Genomic DNA, 24,726 nt, shown 5'->3' with positions numbered 1-24,726 from the left:
GCCCCGCCGCGCCCACCCGTCTCGTGGCCGGTCACGCCCGAACGGATACCTCTCCCAGACTCGGCCGACCAGCCGCGTTCGAAAGTCGGGCAGCAGCTGGCGGACGCGCTCGCCACGCACCGGTCGGTCCTGCTCAGCGGGCCGGGCGGGGTCGGCAAGTCGCAGTTGGCCGCGGCCCATGCGCGTCAGGCCCTGGACAGTGGTGCCAGCCGGTTCGTGCTGTGGGCGGACGCCACCGACAGCGCCTCGCTCAAAACCTCGTACGCCAACGCCGCCGAGCGGCTGCAACTGCCCAACCTTCCTGAACGCGATCTCCACCGGAAGGCGGAGGCGTTCCTGGAGTGGTTCCGCACCCCCGGCCCGCCCGGCCTCGTCGTCCTGGACAACCTCGCATACCCGGCCACTCTCGCCGACTGGCTGCCGTACAGCACCGCCGCCGACCGGCACGTCATCGCGACATCCCGCATGCGCGGGGCTTCCACCGGTGCGCTGCTCGGTACCATCGTCGAGATCGGTGCCTTCGGGCCGGACGAATCACTGGCTTTCCTGCGCAAGCGCATTCTGGCCTCCCCGCGGTCCTACCTGGCCGGGGACGAGCACACCCGGGCGCTGTCCGAGCTGGCCGGGGAGCTCGAACACCTCCCACTGGCCCTCGGCTACGCCGCGACGGCCATGGTCAAGGAGGCACTCACGGCCACCGGCTACCTGAAAGCGCTCCGGGACCGATCCCGCCGCCTTGACGCACTGCTGCCCCCGGACCCGACCGGCAGCGGGACCACCGTCACCGCGGCGCTCCTGCTCTCGCTGGAGGCCGCCGAACATCAAAGCCCGAAGAGAGCCGCTACCCCAGCCCTTCGGCTCGCCGCCTGCCTCGACCCCGCTGGGCACTCCAAACGGCTCTGGCAGGCACCCGCGGTGCGGGACTTGCTGATCAGCGAGGGTGCCGAGGACTACTCCGGGATCGATGGCCGCGGCGTCGGCGGCATGGCCCTGCAGGTGCTGGACGATTACGGGCTGATCACGTACGCCGGGGAAGCCGAACCCCGGGCCGTGCAACTGCACGCCCTGACCGCTCGGGCCGCCCGCGAGACCCTCACTCCCGACCGGCTCGCCGCCTGGGCTGCCTGCGCGGCCACCGCCCTGCTCGGCCTGTGGCCCGAATTCGACTACTCTGAAGCAGAGTTGGAGAAAACCCTGCGGGCCAACGCGCGCACCCTGCGGCAGCACTTCGACGACCGGCTCTATCTGGTCGCGGACGGCCCCGCGCTGATTACTCGCTACGCCCGCAGCACTGCCGCCGCCGGTCTGCTCCGCGACGCCGCCGAGCTCTGGACCGCCCACGCGGACGCCACCGCCCGGCTGCTCGGCCCGGACGCGCCGGAGACGGTCGCCGCCCTGGCCGGCAGGGCCGAGACCTTGATCGCCACCGGTGACCACGCGGGGGGTCTGGCACTCGTCCAGGAGGCTGTTGAGCGGGCGCTGCGAACCGAGGGCCTGGTTTCGGAGGCATGCCTGTCCGCTCGGCTGATTGCCGTCCAGGCCCACAGCTCGGCCGGCCGGTACGATACCGCCGCCGCGCTGGCGGGCGAACTGGTCGACGACGCGGTGTCCGCGCTCGGCCCGGCCCACAGGGTCGCGCTGGCTGCCCGGCTGGCCGCGGCGGATGCCGAACTTTCGTGCGGCCGCGCGCAGGCGGCGGCCGCGCACGAACAGGCGGTCCTGGACCAGTCGGGAACCGCCGGGCTGCTCGGGGGCGCCGCCGAACTGCGGCTGGAGGGGTCGGTGCTGATCACCCGGTTCGTCCGGACCGGGGACGCGCGGGCCGCCCACGACGCGGCGACGCGGCTGCTGGAGCGCCGAGAGCGGCTGTACGGCCCCGACCACCCGGAGACTGTCGCGGCGCGGCTCGCCGTGGCCGTGGCCGCCCTGCGCGGCGGGCGCGGTGATGAGGCGTTGGAGCAGGCGGCCGAATCCGCAGGTGCCCTGTCCGCGGCCCTGGGCGACGGGCATCAGGCGACCTTGGGCGCCCGGAGGGTCGCCGCGCTGGCCCTGATCTCACTCGGGCGTCCGGCCGAGGCCGCCACGGCGGCGGCCGCCACTCTGTCGGCGGCGACCTCTGCCCTGGGCGAGGAACACCCGGCCGCGCTGCACTGCGCTGCCACGTTCGCCGCCGCCCTGAGCGAGGCGGGGCGGCGCCGCGAGGCCGCGCCGGTGCTGGAGCGCATCCTGGAGGTGCGCACCGGGCTCCTGGGCGCCACCCACCCGGACACGCTCAACTCGCGGGCCGAGCTCGCCGCGTCGCGCAAGCTCGACGGCCGGCTGGCCGAGGCCGAGGCGATACTCCGGGAGGTCCATGACGCGGAGGCGACGCAGCGGGGCAGTGAGCACCCCGAGACCCTGACGGCCCGCCACAATCTCGCTGTGGTCTGGTCGGAACTGGGCCGCGACGCGGAGGCGGCGGCGGCCTTGGCCGAGGTGGTCCGGCTCCGTTCGGCCCTGTTGGGGGCCGAGCACCCGGACACCCTGACCGCCCGTCAGTCCCTGGCCGCCACGTGGGCGCAGACCGGCCGGATGCTGGACAGCCTCGCTGAGAACCGTGCCGTCCGGGCAGTCCAGGCCGCCACCCTGGGCCTCACCCACCCGAGCACCTTGAACAGCCGCAACAACGCGGCGCTCTCCCTGCACAGATGCGGGCGCACGGCGGAGGCCGTCGACGAGTTCCGCGCGATCGTCGCCGACGCGACCGAGGCGCTCGGAGCGGACCACCCGATCGGGCTGACCGCCGGTTCGAACCTCGCCGCCTGCCTGACCAAGCTCGGCCGGCACGCCGAGGCCGTCGACCTGGCCCAGGAGCTGCTGGACCGGGTGGTGGCGACTGGCACGTCAGCCGCTCAGCTGGTCCTGGTGCTGCGGACCGGGCTGGCACGGTCCCTGGACGGGGCGGGCCGCGCGGCCGAGGCGGTCGCCGTTCAGGAGCGGTTGCTGGCCGATGTCGAATCCGCGTTCGGCCCCGACCATCCGACCGTCCTGCTCGCCCGGAGCGACCTGGGGAACATGCTTGTCCAGTTGGGGGACCTCACCAGGGCGGTCGAGGTCGTCCGCGCCACCCTGGCGGGTAGCGTGGAGCGCTACGGCGAGGACCATCCGCAAAGCCTGTCGGCCGCGGTCAACTTCGGTGCCGCGCTGTACGCGGCCGGGCTGGTGGAGCAGTCGGCCGCGGTGACCGAAGCGATCGCGCAGGGCTCCGCGCGGGTGCACGGGCCACTGGCGCCCGCCGCCATCAACGCGCGTGGGAACCTGGCAGTCGCCCTGGCCGGGATCGGCCGCACCGCCGAGGCGATCGAGATCGGCCGAGACGTCCTGCGCCACCTCACCGACCTGCACGGCCTCGGCCACCCGAGCACACTCACGGCCAAGGCCAACCTCGCCGCGGCGCTCAAGGCCGACGGGCAGTTCGACGAAGCCCTGGCGCTGGCCCGGGAAGTGGCCGAGACACGCCGCAGCCTGCTCGGCCCGGAGCATCCGGACACCCTCACCGCCAAGGTCAACCTCGCGGCGCACCTGTGGGACGCGGACCAGGTGGACGAGGCGGTCACCCTGGAGAAGCAGGTCCTCGGGCTGCGCGAGGCGGCGCTCGGCCCCGGGCATCCCGACACCCGGCTGACCCGCAACAACCTTGCTCACAGCCTGTCGGCCCTCGGCGACGACCAGACCGCCGCCGAGTTGCACGGCCGCAACGTGGAACTCGCCACCGAACGCCTCGGGCCTGACCACCAGTCCGTCCTGGAGAGCCGCTGCGCCCTGGCCCGCGCGCTGGGCTCGGCCGGGCGGCCCGCCGACATGCTGGTGGAGCTTGAGGACGTGGTGGCACGGGCCGACGCCGCCGCCCTGGACGCGGCCGTCCGCTCGTACTTCCGCCTGCAACTCGCCCTTGCCCTTGACGAGGCCGGTCGCACCGCCGAGGGACTGGAACTGATGCGCCAGGTCGCGGCGGAACTCGCCGAGCGAGTCGGGCTGGAAGAGCGGGACACCCTCCGAGCCCGGGCCAACGTCGCGATCATGCTCGGCCGCCTCGGCCGGACGGGCGAGGCGCTGACACTCCAGCAGGAGCTGCTCGACATCCGTGAGCGGCTGTGGGGGGCGGACCACCCCGACAGCCTGACCGCCCGGGCGGACCTTGCGGCGGCCACCTACCGGGCCGGCCGGTTCGCGGCCGCCGCCGCCCTGCTGGAGCCGGTCCAGTCCGCACGGCGCGCGGCGCTGGGGCCCGACGACCCCCGCGTCCTGGCGCTGACCGGCAACCTCGCCGCCATGCGCTCGCGCGCCGGCTTCGCCGAGTCGGTGATCCCGATTGAGGAGGAGGTGCTGGCCCGACGCGAACGCGTCAACGGGCCGCAGCACCCAGACACCGTCTGGACCCGAGCCAACCTCGCCGCCACCTGCCGCCGCGCCGGACGCACCGCAGCCGCGGTCGGGCACGCCCGGCAGGCATACGATGACGCGCTCGCCGTCCTCGGCACCGGGCATCCGACCACCCGGCAGACCGCCGTCGGTCTCGCCGACGCTCTGTTCGCTGACGGCCGGCCCGACGAGGCGGCCGATCTGGCCGAGCCCGCGTGGTCCGCCGCGCTGGCCGAAGGCGCTCCGGGCCATCCGACCGCCGTCCAGGCATGCACGGTTCTGGCGCGGATCGCCCTTGGCTCCGGCCACCCGGACCGGGTGGCCACCCTCGCCGCGCCCGCGCTCACCGCCGTGCCGGACACTATCGGTCCTGAGCACCCCGACACGCTGATCCTCCGTCACCTCCACGCCATCGCCACCGCCTCCAGCCCGGCAACCGACCCCCGGGTCCGGCAGGTACTCGCCGCACTCGCCGTAGCCCTTGGCCCGCTGCATTCGGAATACCTTGCGGCAGCCCGGCTCAGCACCATGCGCTGAGCCGGGTCGGCGCTCGGGGTGCTCGGTGCCGAGCAGCCCCTCGCTGCCGGCCAGGACCTGCTCCAGCAGGGCGGTGGCCTCGGTGCCTTGACCCACAGGTCAACGATGCGGGAGGCCATGTCGTCCGGATTCCACGCTGCCCGGCGGGCCAGCACAACAGGTCCAGGCGGCAAACGGAAGCAGCTCACGACAGTTGGCTGCGAACAGCCCACCCGGTGATGGTCCACAACCAGCCACGTCGCGGTCGGAAATCAGGTCACGGCTGAGGCCGACGGCCGCCGTCCGTGAGGCACTGCACTGGACGGGTCTCAGGAACGGAGGCCAACGCGTACCTCGGCAGTGACGCTCGTTTGACGCTCTGAGCGTCCAAAGGGTCCTTCGACGGAGTTCAAACGGCCCTTTGACCTGCGGCTACGTCAGAAAGCCACACTTCTGACATCTTTCCGATGACGCATCATGTGGAGTGCGTGGCGATTCTGGAGCCTGCGGGAAAGAGCCGCTGACCTGCGGTTCAGCGGTGACGCCAGCGGGTCTTGATGCTCGGTCGTCCGGACTCTTGACGCTCATATGACGCACTGCCCCAGTCGGCCAGACCGACTGGGGCAGTGCGTTGCGATGCCTGTAACGGCCCCGCCGGGGGAGCCGCTGAATGGCTCCGCGCCGATCACCATGAGACGTCTGTTACTAGCCGTCAGGAAAGTCGGGCTGGACAGATTCTGCACAGCAGCCTCGGCTACCGCAGCCCCGCCGACTACGAAGCCGCCCCGGCGGCCTGACCACCACACCGATGGTGTCCGTCGAAGCGGAACAAGCTCACTCGACCCGTGTTCGATCCGGGACCGTCGGATTCTCCGATCCGCGGTGGACTACGGATGCGGGCATTGGCTCGGGCGTCGGAGAACGTCCTGGCTGAGCAAAGTTGTGGCCGACAGCTCGCGTAGGGCTGTCGGCCGCAGCACGTCTGGCAGTGTCCGACCAGCCACGGCGTATCAGCAGCCGTCTCTCTTCCGACTCAGCCGCGACTGTCAGAGGCGCGCACTACGGTCCTGCTATGGCAGCCAGAATCGATCTGACCCTTGATTGCGCAGACGCGAAGCTCCTCGCTGAGTTTTGGAAGACGGCCCTGGGGTATATGGACGAGCCGCCGCCCGCTCCCTTCAGAACCCGCGAGGAGTGGCTCGCGCAGTTCGATCTTCCGGAGGACGACTCCGCGGACGACGGCGCGTGGCTTTGCGATCCTGACGGCGACGGCCCCCGGCTCAGCATCCTCAAGGTCCCCGAGCCGAAGACCGCGAAGAACCGACTCCATATCGACGTCCGGGTGCCGGGACACGGCAGCCGCGATGAGAAGTGGGCGCGGATCAGGGCGGAGTCCGAGCGGCTGGTCAAGGCGGGCGGGGTCGTCCTGGAGGAGTTTGAAGGGCATCACATGGTGATGGCCGACCCGGAGGGCAATGAGTTCTGCGTTGCCGCGGCCTCCGCTTGACGCTGACCGGGTGCGGGATCACCCCGCCGCCGACCGGCACGATCCGCTCGTCGCCCAGTAGCAGACTTAGGGGTCCACCGGCAGCGGTGGGCGCCGGTCCTCGGGCGAGCGGCCCGTCGTTGGGGCAGCGACAACGGTCTCCTCGGCCCAGGGCGGAGGATCGTCCTTCTCGTCCTCCGTGTTCGAACGCATCCGCCGGGATGTGCGTCTTGATCCGTTGCTGTCGCAGCGGGCTCTGACCAAGATCTTGGTCGACAACCCATATACCGGGAGCTTCACCTCTTCGTGTGTCCAGTCTCGCGTCACCTAGTGACCAGGAAGATTTGAAAGCGCTCATCGCTCAGCTGGTCGTCTTGACGGGTGCGCTGCTGCGCCCATGGCGTCGCCCGCTGAGCTCGGCATCGAGCGTCTCCTGAGCTACGCGCATGGCCTCGGCGTATACGGGCGCCTGCAGTCGCTTCCACATCTCTTCCTCAGAGACGTCTTCAACGCGGCTGATTACCCACCAGATGTTGCCGAACGGGTCCTTGATACGCCCTCCGCGTTGTCCGAAGGCGTCGTCCGCGAGGGAAGTGACGGCCTGGCCTCCGGCTGCGACGGCTCGTGAGAACGCCTCGTCCGCGTCGCCGACGAACACGCGTAGCAGGCTCGGCATGGGGGGCCAGTCAGCATGTCGGTCGAAGGCCAGCACGACGGTGTCGCCGACCCGGATCTCACCGTGGCCGATCAAGCCATCTTCGGTCGACACCCGCCCCAACTCCTCACCTTCGAACGCCTGGGTGACGAAGTCGAGGAAGGCCCCCGTGTCGTCGGTTACGACCCAGGGCGCAACGCTGGTGTAGCCCTCGGGAGCGGCGTTGGTCTGCTCGGGCATCGCGGTCCTCTCGCTGATGTTGGTCGTCAACAGCGACGCTAGGTGCGATATAGGCCAGTTACCGTCCTAGATCACGGCCGGGCTTTGGAGCGCAACCGGTCCTTTCCTCACAACTGCTCGCGCTACGCCCGCTCCATCACTTGCCCCGACCTGGCCGCGTCAGATTGGTAGTTGGTCTCCGTCAGCGCGTCCGGGTGCCGCGGCGTCCTGAACCAGGCCGACGCGCTCTGGGAGTTGGCGGCGGCCGGCGGCTTGCCGCGGCGCGTCGACGGCTGTGTGCCGTGCTGGGGTGCAGGTCAGTTGCGTCCTGCCATGACGCCGCCGTCGATGTCCCAGACGGCGCCGGTGACCCAGTCGGTGCCGGTCGACAAGAGGAAGGCGACGGTGGCGGCGATGTCGTCGGGGGTGCCGGTACGGCCGAGGGGGTGGAAGGTGTTGAAGCCGTCGAGCGCGGCGTCGACGTCCGCCTTGGGGATGAACTCCTCGTAGATCGGGGTGCGCACGACGGCCGGGGCGACCGCGTTGACGCGGATGCCGTGCGGGGCGAGTTCCATCGCGAGGTGCTGGGTGAGGGAGTGCAATCCGGCCTTGGCCATCGAGTACGCCGACGAGGGCGTGGCCGCGACGGCCTGGTGTGCCCACATGGAGCCGATGTTGACGACGGCTCCCTTCGTGCCGCGGGCGATCATGTTTCCGGCGACGGTCTGGGTGAGGAAGAAGAAGGCCCGGTTGAGGGCCTGGTAGCGGTCGTAGTCCTCGGACGTGTGCTCCAGGAAGGGCTTCGGCGCGAAGACGCCGGCCGCGTTGACGAGGAGCGTGGCGTCGGCGTGCTCCTCGGTGAGGATGACGCGCAGGCGGTCGACGGCCGCGGGGTCGGCCAGGTCGGCCGCCAGACCGACGGCCTTGCCGTGGGTGGACAGGGCAGCCGCCGCCTCGTCGGCGCTTGACTGCGTGCGGCCGGTGACGACGGCGCTGCCACCGGCATCGAGGACGTGGCGGGCGACGGCGCGGCCCATACCGCTGGTGCCGCCGATGACGACGAGCTTCTGGCCGGAGAAGTCTAGGGTGGTGCTGGACGTGTGATATGCCATGGTTATGCCTTACTCGGTCGGCAGGGGTGGAGTCGTGCGGTAGAACCCGCGATGTGCCTGCCAAGTTAGGCATTCCGCGCAAGGGCCGGTAGAGGCTCCTGCTGAATCGCGCTATAAGTGATGTGTATGGCTAGCCGCGGGCAGCCGCGAGGCTGTCGGCAAGGCGGCGCAGGTCCGCGGCGAGCGGGGAATCGGCGCTCCAGACCGCTTCGAAGGAGATTTGAACCTCGCGGCCCTCATTCACCAGCGGACGGTGGGGCACGTCGGGCGAGGTGAGCTTGGAGCGGGGGACCATGGCCGAGCCCAGGCCCAGCTTCGTCCAGTCCTCCAGGACCTGGTAGCCGGCGGCTTCACCCGGATACGTGTTCAGGGGCATCTCGTGCGCCTGGAAGAGCTGTGCGGTGAAGGTGGTCAGGCCGCATGTGTCCGGCACGAGGATGAACTGATCCTTGCCGGCCTCTTCGAGTTCGAGCGGAGTCCCCTGCGTAGAGTCGGGGGTGACGACGACGATCGGCTCGACGTCGACGACCCGGTGCTCGAAGCGTGGCATCGCGGCGACGGCCGGGATCAGGATGATGTCGAGCTGACCGGCCAGCAGGCATGCGCGCAGGTCCTGCATGTTCGCCTCGCGCAGTACGAGGTCGCGGGGGTCGGGAAGGTCGCAGACCTTGGCGAACGCCCGGGCGACCAGGTGGGAGCCGATCAGAGGCGAAAGGCCCATGCGGATCTTCTGCTCGCCCGGCTCGGTCAGCCGTCTGGCCTCCGCCGCGACGGCGTCGAGCGCGGCCAGGGCACGTTCGATCAAGGGAAGGATCCCGGTGCCGAAGGCGGTCCGGGTCACGCCGCGCGGCGAGCGGTCGAAGAGCTTCCCACCGAGGCGTTCCTCCAGCTTGGCGATCCCGTTGGACAGGGCGGGCTGGGTCACACCGTAAGCGCGTGCGGCGGCACTGAAGGAGTTCGTCTCGGCGACCGCCTGCGCATACCGGAGCCCTTCGGGGTTCAGGCGATCGGGCATAACCATTCCTTATTGCTCCATTCGCGCATGCCCCTACCCGGTCAGGTTTTACTGCTGTTACGGTGGGGCTCCAGCTGGTTCAGCATAACCATCACCTATATGCCTCGTGGGTGTTCGGAATGGAAGGCACCCCTTTGTGGTCACCTTTGTGGCCGAGAGGACCTCGCTCAGGGGCACGTTGGTGCGTGTGTCGGTCACGACGAGCGGTGTGCGCAAGGTGTCCGGCATGCCGAGGTTGCAAAGCTCCGGCAGCCCGCGGACGGTCGTTTTTGCGTGCCTGCGGCCGAACTCTTCGAGATCGGCAGTGTTGACGCGGACCACCGCCGCGATGTCGGCCATGGGCGCCGGGTTCTCGGTGGCGACATCGAGGTCCTGGCTCGGGCGGCTCACGAGGCGGTGCGCCCGCACGGCATACCCGCCGGTGAGAACCAGGGGATACGGAGAGCCGAGCGCGATCACATCCGCCAGGAGGCGCGTGTGCAGCTCCGGCATGTCCGTCACGCCGCTGCCCGGGTGTGGGAGGCGAGCTGGGGGAAAGCGTCTTCCCATACGGCGCGCACGGTGCGGCCGACGAGGGTGCGCAGGACCGGCCACAACTGGAGGAGCAGGTCCCGGTTGAGCTAGTGCTGTGACCGGAAAGGTTCACCGGCTCGCGACGCCCGGCACGGCACCTCGCCGCGTTGTCGCATCACCCGAGTACATCCAGTACACGGGCGATGCTCCGCCTTGCGAGGCATCGCACAGGACGCCGCGAGCTTCCGGCAAACCTTTCCGGTCACAGCACTAGCGGGGCAGATCGTCGCGCAGGCCCTCGTGCAGGACGGTGCGGTAGAGGCCCATGCGCTGGCGAGGCTTGCCCAGGTCGTACGAGGTCATCCCCGACCAGGCCATGTGCAGTGGCAGCTTTACGACCCCCTGGGACGGGCCGTGCAACTCGTCCAGCGACTCCGGCAGACGCCGCCGGAACTTCTCCCGGTACAGCGCGAGGTCCTCGGCGACCGGGCCCGAGATGCTGCTCGGCGTGGGTGCGGCGTCCTGTGGGCTGGAGGGCATGACTCCATCATGGCGACCGGAGGAGTCGTGAGGGTCATGATGCGCGAGGCTGCTTCCGCACTGAGTGGGCTCGCGCAGGTGAGCTGGCCGTGGCCGCCTGTTCGGCTCGATCAGGAGGGGTGGACTGTTGGCCATGACGCTCGTTCGACCTCCTGGGCGCCCGCACGCGGGACAGCCACCTGCGGCTTCTTGCGGCGGGATGCGGGTGGGGAGTGCTCTGCCTTGACGGCGCCCGGCCCGGCGAGTCTTCTCGCCCGCCGATCACGGGCTTGACCTTGACATGGTGACAAGGTGTCCCCTGGGTGCAGGAGGTGGTTTCGATCAACCCGACAAACGGAACCCCGCAGAACGCCCGCGTGGTCGCCGCCCTGAGCGCCGCGGACTCGTCGGTCCGGCTTCAGGCGGCCCTGGCGGTCGGCTCGAACCCCGACTCCGGCTTCCTGGAGACGCTCGTCGAGCGGTGTGCGGTCGAGCCGGACTTCTACGTGCGGGACATGCTGACCTGGGCGTTGACCCGCCTCCCGGCGGAGATCACCCTGCCGCGGATCCGCCAGGAACTCGACTCCGAGCGCGCTCGGGCCCGTAGCCAGGCGTTGCACACCCTCTCCAAGATCGGCGACAGGAGCGCGTGGGCCTGGATCACGCGCGACATGCTGCGTGACGCCGACGACGAGGTCGCGCGGACCGCGTGGCGCGTCGCGGTCGTCCTCGTGCCGGAGGACGAGAAGAAGGACCTGACCGACGAACTGGTCACGCAGCTCGGCCGCGGCGACCGCGATGTGCAGCTGAGCCTCAGCCGGGCCCTCGTCGACCTCGGCGACGTGACCGGGCCCGCCCTGGAGAAGGCCGCGGCGAGCCCCGATCCGGTGGTGGCCGCGCACGCCGGTGCCACCGAGCTGCTCCGGCGGAATCCGGAGACCGGTTTCGACGCGGCCGTCGACGAGGCGAAGCGAGTGGTGACCCTCGGCCCGGAACGAGCCGCTGCCGTGGAGACCGCGGAATGCTGATCGGTGACGTGGCCCGTCACTCGGGGGTGAGCCCCCGGATGCTCCGGCACTACGACGCCCTCGGGCTGGTGCGGCCGACGGGTCGCACCGTCGGCGGCTACCGCGAGTACTCCGCAGAGGACGTCCGCAGGATCTTCCACGTGGAGAGCCTGCGGTCCCTCGGGCTCTCCCTCAAGCAGATCGGGCGCGCGCTGGAGGACCCGGCCTTCACGCCGTCCGCCCTGGTCAGCGACCTCATCCGGTGGACGGAAGACCGCTTGGAGCGGGAACAGGAGCTGCTGGACCGGCTCCGCGCCGTCGACGCGTCGGCGCCCACCGGCTGGCAGGACGTCCTGCGCATCGTCGAACTCATGCAGGGGCTCAACTCGCCCAGTGCCGCGCGCAGGCAGCAGGCCGTCCTGGCCCGGCCGGAGGGTGTACCGGTTCCCGCCGAGCTGCTGGCCGAGGCGGTCCTCACCGAATCCGACGCCAATGTCGCGGGCGCCCTGCGCTGGGCGCTCGCCCGATCGGGCGGCGACGGCGTGGCGGCACTGGCCGCCGGCGTGCACTCGGAGGACGTCGACATCCGGCGACGCGCGGTGCTGGCGATCGCCGAGATGGCGGAGGCCCCGGGCGCGACCGCGGTGCTCGCGGACGCGCTCGGGGACCCGGACACGAGGGTGCGCAGGTATGCCGCTCTGGCGCTGGGCAGGCGCGGCGTGACCGGGGCCGTGCCGACGCTCGTCGGCATGGTGGTCGAGGGCTCCAACGACGTCGAAGCGGCGGAGGTTCTGGGAACGCTGTCCCAGGACCCCGGGTGCGCGGACCGGATCATGACCGCGGTGGTCGACGAACTCGCCGCGCCCACCGCGGACTCGGCGACGCGGATACGTCTGACCCAGGCGCTGGTCGAGCTGTCGGGGACCTCTGCGCAGGAGGTCCTTCGCCAACTGGCCCACGACGACGACCCCGCTGTCGCCCGCGTTGCCTCGGTCTTGGTCACGGTGGTCGACGAGCGGTCTTCCGGAGACCGAGGCGACGAGGATTCCTGAAGAGGCCATCCGCTGAGAAAAGCCGGCCCCTGCCGGGGTCAGGTCGTCGTCGACGACTTCCCGGTCGACCGCCGTCAGGAAGGTCTCGGACAACACCTCCTCGGCCGTCGGCCAGTCGCCCGACAGCCGGTAGGCGTGGTTGTAGACCTCCCGCGCGTATTCCTCGTAGAGCGCGGTGAACGCCTCGTGGTCGCCCGCACTGATCCGTGCGCGCATGCGCTCCCGATCTCCCTGCGCGCCCGGCGGAACGCAGCGCAGCAGGGTGTTCGTACCTGCCCGAACTGCCTGGCACGCTTGATCGTTGATGGGCAGTTTCCATGCGTGTTCGGCAGTTCTGTAATCTTCGCGCTCTCAGCTCCCACGCCACCGAGGAAGTACACATGGCCGAAACGCCCGATCTCCGCTCAGACAGCGCAAAAGGGAACTTGTTCACTCAAATCCGCAATCTTCCCCGCTGGCAAGGCATACTCGCGGCCCTCCCCCTGGGGCTGATCCTCATCGGTGGATTGATCGGCGGTCTCATCGGCGTGCTCGGCGCGGTCATCAACCTTAAAATCGCCCGCACCGCTCTGGCCCCCACCGGGAAAGCTCTCTCCATGACGGGCGTCATCTTCGGGGCCGTGATTGCTTTCCTCTTGATCGCTGCTGTACTGGCGGGGTTCTAGCAAGCGCGGTTGCCGCTGTCCCGCGCACGGTCGTGAGAAACGTGAGGACGTGAACGCGTCCACGTGGGGTCGGATTGCCTCGATCTGGCATGCGGACATGGTGCTGGTGCCGAGGTCACTGCGGCACGAGGCGTGTGCCGCCCTGCGGGACGCCTGCCACGAGATTTTCGGCCTCGCACCCTGACCGTCGCTTTCCCGCGAAGTCCGCGAACCGGCCTGGGGCATCACACCACTTCGGCAATTCCGGTGGCGCGCAGGCGGCTGTCCGGATCGGGGAGAGCGGTGGAGATGTGTACTCCTCCCGTCGAGCCCTGCCGGGCGTTCAGGGGTCAGGCCGAGGTGTCATCGCAGGACGTCCAGGACCGCGTCGGGCGTGTCGTCGCGGAGGAGGGAGGCGAAGACGACTTCGCCTCGACGGCCATCCTCTGGCCAACATGCCTTGGCGTATCCGGCTTGGAAGGTCGTCATCACAGGTCAGCGTGCCTGCCGCAACGCAGAAGCGGATGGTCTTGAAAGCCGTCGGGGCAGCGATGTCACCGTGGTTTCTTGCCAGAGCTGGTCAACGCCCTGGCCTCACCCAGAGGCATCATGGGGGCGTGGACATCGAACTTCTGTACTTCGCCGGCTGCCCGAACTGGACCGTCGCCCAGGAGCACCTCACGGAGGCGCTCGCCGCCGCGGACCTTTCCGGCCTGGGCGTGGAGCTCCGCGCCGTCGAAACGGATGAAGAAGCCCGGGCACTGCACTTCCCCGGCTCTCCCACGATTCGCATCGACGGCCAGGATCCGTTTCCCGCCGTCACGGAGACATACGGCCTGACCTGCCGCGTCTACTCGACGCCCGGCGGCCTCGCAGGGGCGCCCACCGTCGAGCAGCTCGTCCAGGCCCTCACCCGGCCTCTTTTCCTTGAGCAGACTTCGCCAGCTCCGCGTTGAACTGAGCACCGACCAGAAGAGCCAGGTTGGCCAGCCACAGCCAGACCAGGAAGACCACGACGCCCGCCAGTGAGCCGTACAGGCGGTGATAGGTGCTGGCGTGGGAGGTGTAGACGCCGAAGCCGAGCGAGACGGCCAACAGGAGCCCTACCGCCAAGGTGCCGCCGGGGGCCATCTTCCGCACAGGGCGGGAAGGCGCGGGGCCCGAACGGTACAGCACGAGCACCAGGGCGACGGCGACCGCGGCCACGACCGGCCATCGCAGCGCACCCCAGACGGCCTGCGGCCCGGTACCCAGGTCCAGCGCCCGGCCCAGACGCCGGGTCAGGCTGCCGGTGAGAAACAACGCCAGGGTGGTCGTGAGAAGCAGCGAGATCAGGACGAGGGCCGTGGCGATGATGCGCGGAGCGGTGCGCCAGACCGGCCGACGTGCGCTGACGCCCTGCATGGCGTGCAACGCCCGGCGGAAGACACTCAGATAGCTGGATCCCGACCATAGGGCTCCCGCTCCGCCGAGAAAGACCAGCGTCCATGCCGCTGACGACTGTTCGGACATCTGCCGCAGGGTGCTGCGCAGCAGTGCGCGGGACTCCACCGGGGCGGCCTGCGACAAGCGGTCGATGACCTCCGGTTTGGCCGTCGGGATGGTCAGTCCCACAATCGAGAGGATCACCAGCAGCACCGGAAACAGGGCCAGGACCGCGTAGTACGTCAAAGCGGCGGCCCAGTCCGTGACGTCGTCGTCCCAGACCGCCACCGGCGTTCGGCGCAGCGCCGCCGCCCACCGGCCCGCGCGGCCGTCTGCATTGGTCATGAGGCGAATTCTCTCCCCCTGTTCTAGGCCGCTGCCATAGAAGAGGAGCCGAAGGGGCCTTCCCGGATCACACCCGGCAAGGCCCACCTTTTCGAATTCCCTTTACCTTTTCCTCGGCCCTCAGCGCCCCACGCGACTTCTGTCCCGCTGTGGCGATAACCGGCTCGTGCCCCGGTTTCCCCTTCATAAACAAGGCGCCGTTGCGGCATGTCGGTGACATTGCGGGGCACACGGCGGACAGGAGGTTGATAAATATGGGTCCCCTGCTGCTCGTTCTGCTTCTTGCCCTGATTCTCTTCGGTGTCGGCTTCGCCATCAAGATTCTTTGGTGGGTCGCCATTGCCGTCCTGGTGCTGTGGCTTCTCGGCTTCGTCATGCGCTCCACCACCGCCGGCGGTGGCCGAGGCCGTTGGTATCGATGGTGACCTGACTCGCATATGCGCGTGCTTCGCAGGGCTCGGCCGATGTGACGGCCGAGCCCTGCGCGTAGGCACCGGACAAGAGGCCTGACCGGAAGCTCAGAGGCGTGCGTCGGCCGCCAGTGCGGTGAACGCCGACCAGGCGCCGGGGGAGACGGCCAGCGCCTGCCTGTCCGTGTCCTTCGAGTCCCGGACGAGAACGGCGCCGGGGCGCAGGGCGACCTCGATGCAGTTGTCGCCGCCGCCGCCGCTGTAGCTGCTCTTGAACCAGGCCAGCTCGCTGGTGCTCATAGCGCTCCTCGCATCTGATCCAGCAGGCTCGCGGTGGCTTGGTGACTCAGAGCCTGCGAGCGCATCTTGCCATAGCGCTGGAACATCTGACTTACAGCTTTCGGGTCACTGATGAGCATGCTGGTGCCGTGGCCTTCGACGTAACCGGCCCAGCGGTGTTCGGCTGTCTCGGCAAGGTACATCTGGCCTTCGAAGCCGGAGTGTTCCTCCAGGAGCAGCGGCACGACCTGGAGTTCCACGTTGCGGTACCGGCCGACTGTGATGAGGTGGTCGAGGAGGACTTTCGTGACGGCCGTACCTCCCATGCGGCGCTCCAGGAGTGCCTGCTCGACGACGAAGCTGAACGTCGTGTTGGGGCGCTCGACGAGAAGCTGCTGCCTGGCCAGTCGTGCTGTCACCTGCCGTTCGCACTGTGCCTCCGTGAGCGGAGGCAGGTGCCGGTCGAAGATCGCGCGAATGTATGGCTCAGGTTGCAACAGGCCTGGGACGACCCGACTTTCATACGCGTACAGCGAGATCGCCTCCTCCTCGACCCCCGCCCACTGCCGGAACCACGACGCCAGTCCCGCCTTCCGCGTCAGGCTCCTCGCCGCAGCCTCCAGCACCCGTGACGCGACCGCCCCCAGGACTTCGTCCGACCGCTTCAGCAGTTCCCTCGGCGGGAAACGCTTCCCCTGCTCGATCTTGGCGACGTACGCGGGCGAGTAGCGCACCAGCGGCGCGAACTGCTCCTGGGTCAGGCCGGCTTCCTCCCGGAGGGCTTTGAGGACCGCGCCGAAGGTCTTCAGGCTGTCGGAGAGTTCCGGCTCGCAGCCCCCGCCCGCCCCGCCACCGTTGTCCGTCGTCATCGCAGCCGCCTTCCCCTGTGCCACCGGGCCGTACCCGTGCCGTACCGTTCGTCGTCCGGGCTGCGCCACGCCAGACCGATCAATGCTCACGCACAGCGACCGGCCCAGTCCAGTGCGTGAACCAGTACAACGTGATCTGTATCAGCGGCGGACCTGCCGACGGACTGTCAACTGGCAGCACCCTGGCCCACATGCCAGCCCTGAACCACGAATCCGCCACCCCCACACGCACGTTCACGCAGCGTTTCTCCGCCACCCGGCGCGGTGCCCGCCTCGCCCGGCTGCTCGCCGCGCATCAGCTCACCGAGTGGGGGCATCCCCGTGGGACCGAAGCGCATGACACCGTCGTGCTCGTCGTCGCGGAGCTCGCGGCGAACGCCGTTCTCCACGGCCGTGTACCCGGGCGGGACTTCGCCCTCGCGCTGTTCTTCGAGGAGGGCCGGGACGCCGTCCGGATCGAGGTGACCGACACCCATCCCGCCCTGCCGGCGCGCATGGCTCCCGGCCCGGACCAGGACGGGGGCCGTGGCCTGGTCCTCGTCGACGCGCTCGCCGACGACTGGGGCGTACGCGACCGCCTCGGCCCCGGCAAGACGGTCTGGGCCGAGTGCGCCCTGTGAGGAGGGCTTACGGGTTCGACTTCAAGGGGTCGCCGAGGGCTCAGTTCCCCAGGGACGACAGCGCGGCAGCGACCCGTTCGGCTGCCTCCGGTGGGGTCGAGGCGTGCGGGGAGAGTCTGAGGGAGTCGGTGCGCACGGTCGTGGTGACGCCTTCCGCGTGCAGTGCCTTGGCGACGAGGGCCGGATCGTGGTCGGGCAGGGTGAAGGAGAGGATGCCCGCGCGCCGCGCCGGGTCGGCGGGGGAGAGGACGCGGCCGCCGTATGCCTCGACGGTCTCGGTGAGTTCGGCGATCCGGACGGCGATCGCGGCTTCGATCGCGGGGACGGTGTGCCGCTCGACGAGGTCCAGCGCGGCCGCGAACGCGGCGGCCGTCACCGGGCTCAGATTGGTGATCGACCACCGTCGGGCGTCCGGGGCGGGCGGGTGCTCGGCTCCGTCGAAGAGGCCGACGTCCTCCACGCCCGTCCAGCCGGTGAGGACCGGCTCAAGGGACTCCAGGGCGCGGTCGGACAGGGTGGCGAAGCCGGTCGACCATCCGGCGCGCAGCCACTTCTGGCCGCCCGCGACCACCACGTCGGCGGCGTCCCAGGGCAGGGAGGCGACACCGAACGCCTGGATGGCGTCCACGATCAGCAGCCGGTCGGGGCCGATCGCCTCGCGCAGCGCCGCCAGGTCGGCGCGGAAGCCGGTGCGGAAGTCCACGGCGCTGACCGACACGGCCACGACGTCGTCGGTCAGCGCGGCGCGGACCAGGTCGGGGGTGACTCCGGAACCGGGCGCGGGGTCGAGCCAGTGCGGCGTGGCCCGGCCCAGGTCCGCGCTGCGCCGCCACGGGTAGTGGTTGGCGGGGAAGTCGGTGCGCGGCGCGAGGACCACGCCCTCCCGTACGCCGAGCGCGGCGTGGAACAGACCGGTCGACGCGTTCGGGAGCAGCACGGTGTGCCGGGCGTCGGTGCCCGCGAGGCGGGCGGCCGTGTCCCGCGCGGTCTCCTCCGCGCGCATCAGCGTGTCCACGGTGGTGTGGTCGGCGCGGGCGGAGGCGTCCAGGGCCTGCGCGGTGGCGGTGACGGCGGCCCGGGACGGCGGCCCGAAGCGTGCGAAGTCCAGGTACCCGGCGGGTGTGTCGAAGTGGGCGGCGTACGACGTGAGCACGGGGCTCGTCCCTCCGGGGTGGTGCGGGCGGATCGGGTGGTGCGGCGGGCGGTGGAGCGAAGTCCGGTAGCGCCACGGAGCCCGCCCGCGCATCCTGCCACAGCGCTTCGGATGCTCCAGATGGTGAGATGCCCGTGCGCGAGTCGAAACCCCTCGGTGGAGAAGATCACGTCCGAGATCGCGGTCTTGGCCGGGCGGGCGGCACGCGATACGGTCTGTCCGATATCGACGACGGCGAGACGGAAGCCGGTGGGAATCCGGCACGGTCGCGCCACTGTATGTGAACGCCCCCGGGCGTTCGTGAGTCAGACCCGTGGCTGTCGTCCTGTGCACCACCGAGATGGGACGCGAACTCCCAGAGGAGGTTCTGCCATGGCGCAGACCGTCGCCCAGCCGACTGCCACCGCCGCACCCGCCCCGCTGCCGCTGAAGGCGATAGCCCCCTGGGCGGTCTTCTTCGGCGTTCTCATGCTGGTCCTGCTGTACTTCGTCGGCGCCGAGCAGGGCGCCACCTCCGTGTTCAGCGGCACGGACGTCCACGAGTGGGTGCACGACGCCCGCCACCTGCTCGGCTTCCCCTGCCACTGAGCCGAGGGACGCCGCACGCTCATGAACTCCGCAACGGTAAGAAACCTCCTGGTGCGGGGCATGCTCGCCGGCCTCGCCGCCGGTGTGCTCGCCCTCGTCGTCGCCTACTTCCTCGGGGAGCCGTTCGTCGACAAGGCGATCGGCTTCGAGGAGGCGCACGCCCACGGGCACTCCCACTCCCATGACGAGGTCGAAGTCGTCTCCCGTTCCCTCCAGTCCACCGCCGGTCTCGCCACCGGCGTCCTCGTCTACGGGGTCGCCTTCGGCGGCATCGCCGCGCTCGCCTTCTGCTTCGCGCTGGGCCGCGTGGGCCGCTTCTCCCCGCGGGCGACCGCGCTGCTGCTGTCCGGCTGCGCGCTGCTCGCCGTGTACGTCGTGCCGTTCCTGAAGTACCCGGCCAACCCGCCCGCGGTCGGTGAGGAAGACACCATCGGCAAGCGCACGACCCTGTACTTCCTGATGATGCTCCTCAGCATTCTTCTCGCGATCGCCGCCACCATCCTGGGCAAGCGCCTCACGCCCACGCTGGGCACGTGGTATGCGACGGTGGCCGCGGTGGCCGCCTTCGCCGTGGTGATCGGGCCGGCGTTCGCCTTCCTGCCCGCCGTCAACGAGGTGCCGTCGCACTTCCCGGCCACCGTGCTGTGGCGGTTCCGGCTCTCCGCGCTGGCCATCCAGGCCGTCCTGTGGGGCGGGTTCGGGCTGCTCTTCGGCGAGTTGGCCGAGCGGCTGCTGAACCCCCGGCCCGCGACCGCCGCGTCCGTACAGGCGGTACCGGCCGCGCACTGAACCCCTTCAGCCCGCACGAGCACCCTTCAGCGCGCACGACAGGGCCCCTCGGAATCGTCCGGGGGCCCTGTCGCGTTCGGTCAGGGCGCCGCCAACGGCTGTCCGAGTCGCAGATTCCAGCGGCCGGCCCGTCCGCTGAGTTCCGTGGCCGTCAGCGGCGGTACGTCCAGCCGCCAGAAGCCGGCCAGGGGCAGGTCCAGTGCGTGGACGATCGCGGCCCGTACGACCTCCGGCTCGACCACGGCGAGCGTACGGCCGTCGGTGTCCCGCGCGGTGTCCAGCCGGCGTCCGACCCGCTCGCACACGTCCCGCACCGACTCGCCGCCGTGCGGCGCGCAGTCGGGGTCGGCGAGCCAGCGGCCCACCGCCTCCGGCTCGGTGGCCATCACCTCCTCCAGGGTCCGGCCCCGCCAGCGGCCCGCGTCCAGGCCCGCCAACTCGGCCTCCGCCACGCCGTCGAGACCGAGCGCCGAGGCCGTCTCCCGGCAGCGCACGCTCGGGGACAGGAACACCCGGGCGGCCGCGGGCAGCGATCCTGCGGCCGAACGGGCCTTGACCACGCCGCCGTTGTCGAGCGAGTCGCCGTCGTCGAACCGGGCCTGCCGCAGCGACGGGCTCGTCGCGGGCGAGATGAGCGTGATACGGCTGGTCAACGTCACTCCTACCGTGCGGTGTTGACGGCGGTGCCGGCGGCGCGCAACGCCTCGATCTCGTCGGGTGGCGCGGATTCGTCGGTGACGAGGGTGTGCAGTCGCGCGACCGGTGCGACGAAGGCGTGTGCCGTGCGGGAGAGTTTGCTGCCGTCGGCCACGGCGAGCACGCGCCGGGCCGATTCGATCGCCGCCCGCTTCACCGCCGCGTCGTCCAAGTCGTAGGCGGTCAGGCCCTGTTGTGCATTGAGCCCGCAGCAGCCGACGACGGCGGTGTCGAAGCGCAGGGCCGCCAGCGAGGACAGGGTCAGGGGGCCGGTGAGGGCCCCCTCGCCCGGTCGGGGCCGCCCGCCGGGCACGAGGAGGGTGGTCTGCCCGGGGTTGTCGGCGAACACGTTGACGGCCTGGAGCGACAGTGGCATCACGGTCACCCGCCGGCCGCGCAGTGCCCTGGCGACCTCCAGGCACGTGGTGCCGCTGTCGAGGACGACCGTCTCCCCGTCGGCGATCAGCGCGGCCACCTCCGCGCCGATGCGCTCCTTGGCCCGCGTGCCCTCCTGCGCGCGCAGGGTGAAGGGGGGCTCCTCGCCGCGCAGCAGCAGGGTCCGGGCGCCGCCCCGGAAGCGCTCCAGCACGCCTTGGGCCGCCAGGGTCTCCAGATCGCGGCGGACGGTCATCTCCGAGGCCCCGGTCAGTTCGGCCAACTGGCCGACGCCGAGGCTGCCCGCCTCCCGCACCGCGTCCGTGATCTGCCTCAGGCGGTCCATGTTCCCCATGGCCGTGATTGAACACCATGCACCGACAAACAGGAATGCTGTGAGAACAGGCGCTTTTCAAACAAGCAGAATGTTCGATACGTTCGTATCCATGGAGCGAACCCTTCGTGTCGCGCGTCTGGCGACCTTCGCGTACTTCATCCTCAACGGGACCCTGCTGGGGATGTGGATCGTGCAGATCCCGGCCATCGAGCACCGCGTCGGCGTGAGTCACGCCGTCCTGGGCGGCTTCCTGCTCCTGCTCGGGGCGGGCGCCTTCGTGGGGATGCAACTGGCCGGCCCGGTCGCCGACCGCCTCGGCACCCGGATCGTCGTGCCCGCCTCGGGTGTGCTGTGCAGCGCTGCCCTGGTGCTGCCCGGACTGGCCTCCCGGCCGTGGATGCTCGCCGCCGCCCTGATCGTGCTCGGGTTCGGCAACGGCTGCCTGGACGTGAGTATGAACGCCCACGCCGTCCAGGTCGAGAAGGCGTACGGACGCCCGGTGATGTCCGCGTTCCACGCCACGTTCTCCGTCGGCGGCGTGGTGGCCGCCCTCGCGGGTGCCGCCGTCGCGAGCGCGGGCTGGACCCCGGCGGCGACGCTCGGCACGGCCGCCGCACTGGGAGTGGTGGCCTCCGTGTGCGCCGCCCCCGGTCTGCTGCCCTCCGCCGCGTCCACCGTCGCGGGACCGGGCGCGGATGCCGGGAGCGAGTCCGGGGCCGGGTCCGGCGGGCCGGCCGAGCAGGCGGACCGGGCGCGCACCCGTATCTGGATCCTGGCCGTCCTCGCGCTGATGGTCATGCTGTGCGAGGGGGTCGCCAACGACTGGAGCGTGCTGCACCTGCGGACCGTCCTCGGCGCCTCCGAAAGCACCGCGGCCTTCGCCTACGGCGCGTTCGCCGCGACGATGACCGTCGGCCGTCTGCTCGCGGACCGCATCTCGGCCCGCTTCGGCCCCGCCGCGATCCTGCGGTACGGAGCCTCGGTCGCCGCCGTCGGCATGGCGGCGGCCGCCCTGTCGCCGTGGACGCCGCTCGCCCTGGCCGGCTGGGGGCTGTTCGGCGCCGGGCTCTCCGGCTGCGTTCCCCAGCTCTTCAGCGCCGCCGGACACGCCGACGCCGACGCCGCCGGCGCCAACGTCTCCAAGGTCGCCGGACTCGGCTACCTGGGCATGCTCGCGGGACCGGCCGTCATCGGCTGGCTCACCCGCCTGGTCCCGCTGAACCTGACCTTCTTCCTCCCGGTGGCCTGCTGCGTCGTCGCGGCGGCGACGGCGGGGGTGCTGCGGTCGCGGGGGACCACGGTCGCGGGCCGCGGGCCCGTTCCCGAGGTGGGGCCCCGGACTGGGTCACCCCTCCGGGGTGAGGGTGCCGCCGAGGGTCGAGGCGCGGGCCACTAGCGCGGGGCGCAGCCGCCGGGAGCGGCCCTGCTTGCCGTTCAGCATGGCGACCAGGGTCGTCGCCGCCACCTCGCCCATCCGGTACATCGGGGAGCTCACGGAGGTCAGGGACACCGGGAGGGCCGCCGCCAGGGGGACGTCGTTGTAGCCGACGATCGCCACGTCCCGGCCGACCGCGAGGCCCGCGTCCCGGACCGCCGCCATCACGCCGATCGCCGCGAAGTCGTTGACCGCGAAGACGGCGGTGGGCCGCGGCCGCAGGGCCAGCAGCCGCTCGGCCGCAGCCCGGCCGCCGGGCACGTCGAAGCGGGACGGCACGACGTGGCTCCCGGGCACTGGCAGGCCCGCCTCGGCGAAGGCGTCGAGGAAGCCCTGGGTGCGCTCCGTGCCGGTACTGGCGTAAGGCTCGCCGGCCACCACCGCGACCCTCCGGTGGCCGAGTTCCAGCAGGTGCTCCGCGGCCAGTCGCCCGCCGAGGACGTCGTCGGTGGTCACCGAGACCCGTCCCGGCAGCCGGCGCGACACCAGCACCAGGGGGACGTGCCGGCGGGCCAGTTCGGCGACGAGGTCGGTGTCGGAGCGGGCGTCGCCGAGCACCAGGCCGTCGACGCGCCGGGCGAGCAGGGCGTCGGCCCGCCGCCGTTGCAGCTCCGGGTCGTCGGCGGTGTTGGCGACCACGGTGTGGTAGCCGGCGGCCGCCGCGGCCGCGTCGATGCCCTCGTAGACGGTGGCGAGCACGATGTCGGTCAGTCTCGGGACGAGCACGCCCAGCATCCTGGAGCGGCCGGTGCGCAGCGCCGCCCCGGCCGGGTCGCGCTGGTAGCCGAGTTCCTCCGCGAGCGCCCGGATCACTGTGGCGGTGTCGGCGGCCACCCCGCTCCGTACGCTCTCGTCCGGGCTCAGTGCCCGTGACACCGTGGAGACGTGGACCCCCGCCTGCCGGGCTATCAGGGCCAGTGTGACCGGGGCGCGACCGGTCTGTGCACCGGCCCCCGCCCGCGCTCCCTGCCGATCCACGCTGGCTGCCCCTCTTCTCGTTTCGTCCGGGTTCTTCTCGGTGTCTCTCGACGGTTCCCGGGTTTCGCCGGGCTCCTGCCGGAACCCGTGGGTGCCCCCGCGTCGCGCCCTTGAGCTTCGCACATCCCCGAACCGTCCGGCCAGACAAGTGTGCGGCAACCCATTGACCCGCCGCAATCGTTTGCATAGCCTCTGCGCAATCGATTGCGGAGAGAGGGTCCATGCGTCGTATCCAGGTCGTGGCAACCGGCGGCACCATCGCGAGCCGTTCCGGGGCGGAGGGCCGCCGGGCGACCGTGCTCGCGGAAGAACTGGTCGCGTCGGTCGGCCCGCTGCCGGAAGGCGCGGAGGTGAGCACACGCGACGTGGTCACCCGGGGAAGCTACGCCTTCGACACCGCCGACCTGCTGGCGCTGGCCCGTGAGGTGCGCGGCACACTGCGCGACGGCGCCGACGGGGTGGTGATGACGCACGGCACCGACACCATGGAGGAGACGGCCTTCCTGCTCGACCTGGCGTTCGACGACCCGCGGCCGATCGTGCTGACCGGCGCGCAGCGCCCGTTCGACGACCGTGCCGCCGACGGTCCGGGCAACCTGGGCGACGCCCTCGCCGTGGCCGCCGACGACGCCGCCCGCCGGCACGGCACGCTGCTGGTCTTCGACGGCTTCGCCTTCCCCGCCCGCGGGGTGCGCAAGAGCGACACCATGTCGGCGCACGCCTTCACGGCGCCCGGCCGCGGTGCCGCGCTGCGCGTGGTCGGCCGGCGGGTGGTCCCGTTGTGGCAGTCCGTGCCCAGCCCGCGGCTGCCCCTCGACCTCGACCTGCCCCGGCTGCCCCGGGTGGACGTGGTGCCGGCCTACCCCGGGGCGGACGGGCTGTTCGTCCGGGCGAGCCTGGCCGAGGGCGCGGCAGGGGTCGTGGTGGCGGCGGTCGGCGCGGGCAACGCCGGGCCGGAGCTGGTGGAGGCGGTCGCCGAGGCCGTGGCGGCGGGCCACCCGGTGCTCATCTGCTCACGGGTGCACTCGGGCCCGGTCGAACCCCTCTACGCGGGGGGCGGAGCCGAACTGCAACGGGTCGGCGCGATCTTCGCCGGTGATCTCAGTCCCTGGCAGGCCCGGCTGTTGCTGGCCGCCGCGAGCACGGTACCCGGAACGTCGCCGGCCGCAGTCGTCCGCGCCTGGCTCGCCGGACGGGACCCGTCGTCCGACACCGGCTCCTGACCGCTTCCCGGCCGACTGACTTCCCGACTCCGCGAGCCGTCCCGACTTCTTGACCCGTCCCCGTC

General features: G+C 71.1%; 22 protein-coding genes and 3 pseudogenes. 12 read left to right on the top strand and 13 right to left on the bottom strand.

The window, feature by feature from the left end:
• The first annotated feature begins 165 nt into the window (after positions 1–165).
• Positions 166–4,938 carry a tetratricopeptide repeat protein gene (locus tag CG719_RS37190; protein ID WP_159024941.1) on the top strand — a complete coding sequence of 1,591 codons (4,773 nt, stop codon included), beginning with the start codon at positions 166–168 and terminating at the stop codon, positions 4,936–4,938.
• A gap of 1,051 nt (positions 4,939–5,989) precedes the next feature.
• Positions 5,990–6,424 carry a VOC family protein gene (locus CG719_RS23350; protein WP_100570633.1) on the top strand — a complete coding sequence of 145 codons (435 nt, stop codon included), beginning with the start codon at positions 5,990–5,992 and terminating at the stop codon, positions 6,422–6,424.
• A 340-nt stretch (positions 6,425–6,764) separates the two neighbouring features.
• Here CG719_RS23350 and CG719_RS23345 read toward each other — a convergent pair whose 3' ends face one another.
• The 5 genes and pseudogenes from CG719_RS23345 to CG719_RS23325 all read right to left on the bottom strand — a co-directional run.
• Complete coding sequence (locus tag CG719_RS23345; protein WP_100570779.1) at positions 6,765–7,298, bottom strand: VOC family protein; 534 nt, start codon at positions 7,296–7,298, stop codon at positions 6,765–6,767.
• 296 nt (positions 7,299–7,594) lie between these two features.
• Positions 7,595–8,389 (bottom strand): SDR family NAD(P)-dependent oxidoreductase, encoded by a 795-nt coding sequence (locus CG719_RS23340; RefSeq protein WP_100570632.1) that lies wholly within the window; start codon positions 8,387–8,389, stop codon positions 7,595–7,597.
• Between the two features lie 130 nt (positions 8,390–8,519).
• Positions 8,520–9,404, bottom strand: a complete 885-nt coding sequence (locus CG719_RS23335; RefSeq protein ID WP_100570631.1) for a LysR family transcriptional regulator — start codon at positions 9,402–9,404, stop codon at positions 8,520–8,522.
• A gap of 282 nt (positions 9,405–9,686) precedes the next feature.
• Positions 9,687–9,896, bottom strand: a pseudogene (locus CG719_RS37575) (nucleotidyl transferase AbiEii/AbiGii toxin family protein); the annotation flags it as partial.
• A 300-nt stretch (positions 9,897–10,196) separates the two neighbouring features.
• Positions 10,197–10,457 (bottom strand): annotated as a pseudogene (locus CG719_RS23325) (hypothetical protein); the annotation flags it as partial.
• Between the two features lie 302 nt (positions 10,458–10,759).
• On the opposite strand from CG719_RS23325, the gene CG719_RS23320 reads away from it, so the two are divergent.
• Both CG719_RS23320 and CG719_RS23315 read left to right on the top strand, forming a co-directional pair.
• Positions 10,760–11,464, top strand: coding sequence for a HEAT repeat domain-containing protein (locus tag CG719_RS23320; protein ID WP_100570630.1), 705 nt, complete (start codon positions 10,760–10,762; stop codon positions 11,462–11,464).
• Entirely contained in the window at positions 11,458–12,495 is a 1,038-nt protein-coding gene (locus CG719_RS23315; protein WP_100570629.1) for a MerR family transcriptional regulator, read from the top strand. The genes CG719_RS23320 and CG719_RS23315 overlap by 7 nt, the downstream gene beginning before the upstream one ends.
• Positions 12,496–12,564: 69 nt before the next feature.
• On the opposite strand, the pseudogene CG719_RS23310 reads toward CG719_RS23315, so the two are convergent.
• A pseudogene (locus CG719_RS23310) lies at positions 12,565–12,711 on the bottom strand (RNA polymerase sigma factor); the annotation flags it as partial.
• 164 nt (positions 12,712–12,875) lie between these two features.
• Here CG719_RS23310 and CG719_RS23305 point away from each other — a divergent pair.
• Positions 12,876–13,160 carry a hypothetical protein gene (locus CG719_RS23305; protein WP_100570628.1) on the top strand — a complete coding sequence of 95 codons (285 nt, stop codon included), beginning with the start codon at positions 12,876–12,878 and terminating at the stop codon, positions 13,158–13,160.
• A gap of 596 nt (positions 13,161–13,756) precedes the next feature.
• Positions 13,757–14,095, top strand: coding sequence for a DF family (seleno)protein (locus CG719_RS23300; RefSeq protein WP_100570627.1), 339 nt, complete (start codon positions 13,757–13,759; stop codon positions 14,093–14,095).
• On the opposite strand, the gene CG719_RS23295 is transcribed toward CG719_RS23300, so the two are convergent.
• The gene (locus CG719_RS23295) at positions 14,049–14,909 is read right to left on the bottom strand and encodes a YihY/virulence factor BrkB family protein (protein WP_100570626.1); all 861 of its coding nucleotides are present in this window, start codon (positions 14,907–14,909) and stop codon (positions 14,049–14,051) included. The two genes, CG719_RS23300 and CG719_RS23295, sit on opposite strands and share 47 nt — an antisense overlap.
• Positions 14,910–15,163: 254 nt before the next feature.
• Here CG719_RS23295 and CG719_RS23290 point away from each other — a divergent pair, with 254 nt between their 5' ends.
• On the top strand, positions 15,164–15,334 hold the full coding sequence (locus CG719_RS23290; protein WP_100570625.1) for a hydrophobic protein: 171 nt from the start codon (positions 15,164–15,166) through the stop codon (positions 15,332–15,334).
• A gap of 93 nt (positions 15,335–15,427) precedes the next feature.
• On the opposite strand, the gene CG719_RS23285 is transcribed toward CG719_RS23290, so the two are convergent.
• Together CG719_RS23285 and CG719_RS23280 are read right to left on the bottom strand one after the other, a co-directional pair.
• The gene (locus CG719_RS23285; RefSeq protein WP_100570624.1) at positions 15,428–15,619 is read right to left on the bottom strand and encodes a DUF397 domain-containing protein; all 192 of its coding nucleotides are present in this window, start codon (positions 15,617–15,619) and stop codon (positions 15,428–15,430) included.
• Positions 15,616–16,467 (bottom strand): helix-turn-helix domain-containing protein, encoded by an 852-nt coding sequence (locus CG719_RS23280; protein ID WP_100570623.1) that lies wholly within the window; start codon positions 16,465–16,467, stop codon positions 15,616–15,618. Before CG719_RS23280 ends, CG719_RS23285 begins: the two co-directional genes overlap by 4 nt.
• A gap of 191 nt (positions 16,468–16,658) precedes the next feature.
• Here CG719_RS23280 and CG719_RS23275 point away from each other — a divergent pair, with 191 nt between their 5' ends.
• Positions 16,659–17,087, top strand: coding sequence for an ATP-binding protein (locus CG719_RS23275; RefSeq protein ID WP_100570622.1), 429 nt, complete (start codon positions 16,659–16,661; stop codon positions 17,085–17,087).
• A gap of 40 nt (positions 17,088–17,127) precedes the next feature.
• Here the strand turns inward: CG719_RS23275 and CG719_RS23270 are convergent, their stop codons facing one another.
• Complete coding sequence (locus CG719_RS23270; protein WP_100570621.1) at positions 17,128–18,240, bottom strand: aminotransferase class V-fold PLP-dependent enzyme; 1,113 nt, start codon at positions 18,238–18,240, stop codon at positions 17,128–17,130.
• A 372-nt stretch (positions 18,241–18,612) separates the two neighbouring features.
• Between CG719_RS23270 and CG719_RS23265 the strand changes: the two genes are divergently transcribed.
• Both CG719_RS23265 and CG719_RS23260 read left to right on the top strand, forming a co-directional pair.
• On the top strand, positions 18,613–18,828 hold the full coding sequence (locus CG719_RS23265; protein ID WP_100570620.1) for a CbtB domain-containing protein: 216 nt from the start codon (positions 18,613–18,615) through the stop codon (positions 18,826–18,828).
• 21 nt (positions 18,829–18,849) lie between these two features.
• The gene (locus CG719_RS23260; protein ID WP_100570619.1) at positions 18,850–19,617 is read left to right on the top strand and encodes a CbtA family protein; all 768 of its coding nucleotides are present in this window, start codon (positions 18,850–18,852) and stop codon (positions 19,615–19,617) included.
• A gap of 80 nt (positions 19,618–19,697) precedes the next feature.
• Here CG719_RS23260 and CG719_RS23255 read toward each other — a convergent pair whose 3' ends face one another.
• Positions 19,698–20,270 carry a histidine phosphatase family protein gene (locus CG719_RS23255; protein ID WP_100570618.1) on the bottom strand — a complete coding sequence of 191 codons (573 nt, stop codon included), beginning with the start codon at positions 20,268–20,270 and terminating at the stop codon, positions 19,698–19,700.
• 8 nt (positions 20,271–20,278) lie between these two features.
• Entirely contained in the window at positions 20,279–21,043 is a 765-nt protein-coding gene (locus CG719_RS23250; protein ID WP_100570617.1) for a DeoR/GlpR family DNA-binding transcription regulator, read from the bottom strand.
• A gap of 91 nt (positions 21,044–21,134) precedes the next feature.
• Here CG719_RS23250 and CG719_RS23245 point away from each other — a divergent pair, with 91 nt between their 5' ends.
• Positions 21,135–22,421 (top strand): MFS transporter, encoded by a 1,287-nt coding sequence (locus tag CG719_RS23245; protein ID WP_100570778.1) that lies wholly within the window; start codon positions 21,135–21,137, stop codon positions 22,419–22,421.
• On the opposite strand, the gene CG719_RS23240 is transcribed toward CG719_RS23245, so the two are convergent.
• Positions 22,371–23,438: a LacI family DNA-binding transcriptional regulator gene (locus tag CG719_RS23240; RefSeq protein WP_100570616.1), complete on the bottom strand. Its 1,068-nt coding sequence runs from the start codon at positions 23,436–23,438 to the stop codon at positions 22,371–22,373. The two genes, CG719_RS23245 and CG719_RS23240, sit on opposite strands and share 51 nt — an antisense overlap.
• Positions 23,439–23,659: 221 nt before the next feature.
• Between CG719_RS23240 and CG719_RS23235 the strand changes: the two genes are divergently transcribed.
• Positions 23,660–24,661 carry an asparaginase domain-containing protein gene (locus tag CG719_RS23235; protein WP_100570615.1) on the top strand — a complete coding sequence of 334 codons (1,002 nt, stop codon included), beginning with the start codon at positions 23,660–23,662 and terminating at the stop codon, positions 24,659–24,661.
• Positions 24,662–24,726 lie beyond the last annotated feature (65 nt).

The organism is Streptomyces sp. CB01373, from assembly GCF_002803075.1.
Classification (GTDB): domain Bacteria; phylum Actinomycetota; class Actinomycetes; order Streptomycetales; family Streptomycetaceae; genus Streptomyces.
The sequence above is the reverse complement of the archived record's forward strand: the minus strand, read 5'-3'. Positions and strand labels throughout refer to the sequence as shown.

Bases quoted from the DNA above. Each gene is read 5' to 3' on its own strand.
- CG719_RS23335 (WP_100570631.1), bottom strand. From the start codon at position 9,404: ATGCCCGATCGCCTGAACCCCGAAGGGCTCCGGTATGCGCAGGCGGTC.
- CG719_RS23315 (WP_100570629.1), top strand. From the start codon at position 11,458: ATGCTGATCGGTGACGTGGCCCGTCACTCGGGGGTGAGCCCCCGGATG.
- CG719_RS23260 (WP_100570619.1), top strand. From the start codon at position 18,850: ATGAACTCCGCAACGGTAAGAAACCTCCTGGTGCGGGGCATGCTCGCC.
- CG719_RS23245 (WP_100570778.1), top strand. From the start codon at position 21,135: ATGGAGCGAACCCTTCGTGTCGCGCGTCTGGCGACCTTCGCGTACTTC.
- CG719_RS23295 (WP_100570626.1), bottom strand. From the start codon at position 14,909: ATGACCAATGCAGACGGCCGCGCGGGCCGGTGGGCGGCGGCGCTGCGC.
- CG719_RS23235 (WP_100570615.1), top strand. From the start codon at position 23,660: ATGCGTCGTATCCAGGTCGTGGCAACCGGCGGCACCATCGCGAGCCGT.
- CG719_RS23285 (WP_100570624.1), bottom strand. From the start codon at position 15,619: ATGAGCACCAGCGAGCTGGCCTGGTTCAAGAGCAGCTACAGCGGCGGC.
- CG719_RS23250 (WP_100570617.1), bottom strand. From the start codon at position 21,043: ATGGGGAACATGGACCGCCTGAGGCAGATCACGGACGCGGTGCGGGAG.
- CG719_RS23340 (WP_100570632.1), bottom strand. From the start codon at position 8,389: ATGGCATATCACACGTCCAGCACCACCCTAGACTTCTCCGGCCAGAAG.
- CG719_RS23265 (WP_100570620.1), top strand. From the start codon at position 18,613: ATGGCGCAGACCGTCGCCCAGCCGACTGCCACCGCCGCACCCGCCCCG.
- CG719_RS23280 (WP_100570623.1), bottom strand. From the start codon at position 16,467: ATGACGACGGACAACGGTGGCGGGGCGGGCGGGGGCTGCGAGCCGGAA.
- CG719_RS23290 (WP_100570625.1), top strand. From the start codon at position 15,164: ATGGGTCCCCTGCTGCTCGTTCTGCTTCTTGCCCTGATTCTCTTCGGT.
- CG719_RS23350 (WP_100570633.1), top strand. From the start codon at position 5,990: ATGGCAGCCAGAATCGATCTGACCCTTGATTGCGCAGACGCGAAGCTC.
- CG719_RS23305 (WP_100570628.1), top strand. From the start codon at position 12,876: ATGGCCGAAACGCCCGATCTCCGCTCAGACAGCGCAAAAGGGAACTTG.
- CG719_RS23345 (WP_100570779.1), bottom strand. From the start codon at position 7,298: ATGCCCGAGCAGACCAACGCCGCTCCCGAGGGCTACACCAGCGTTGCG.
- CG719_RS23275 (WP_100570622.1), top strand. From the start codon at position 16,659: ATGCCAGCCCTGAACCACGAATCCGCCACCCCCACACGCACGTTCACG.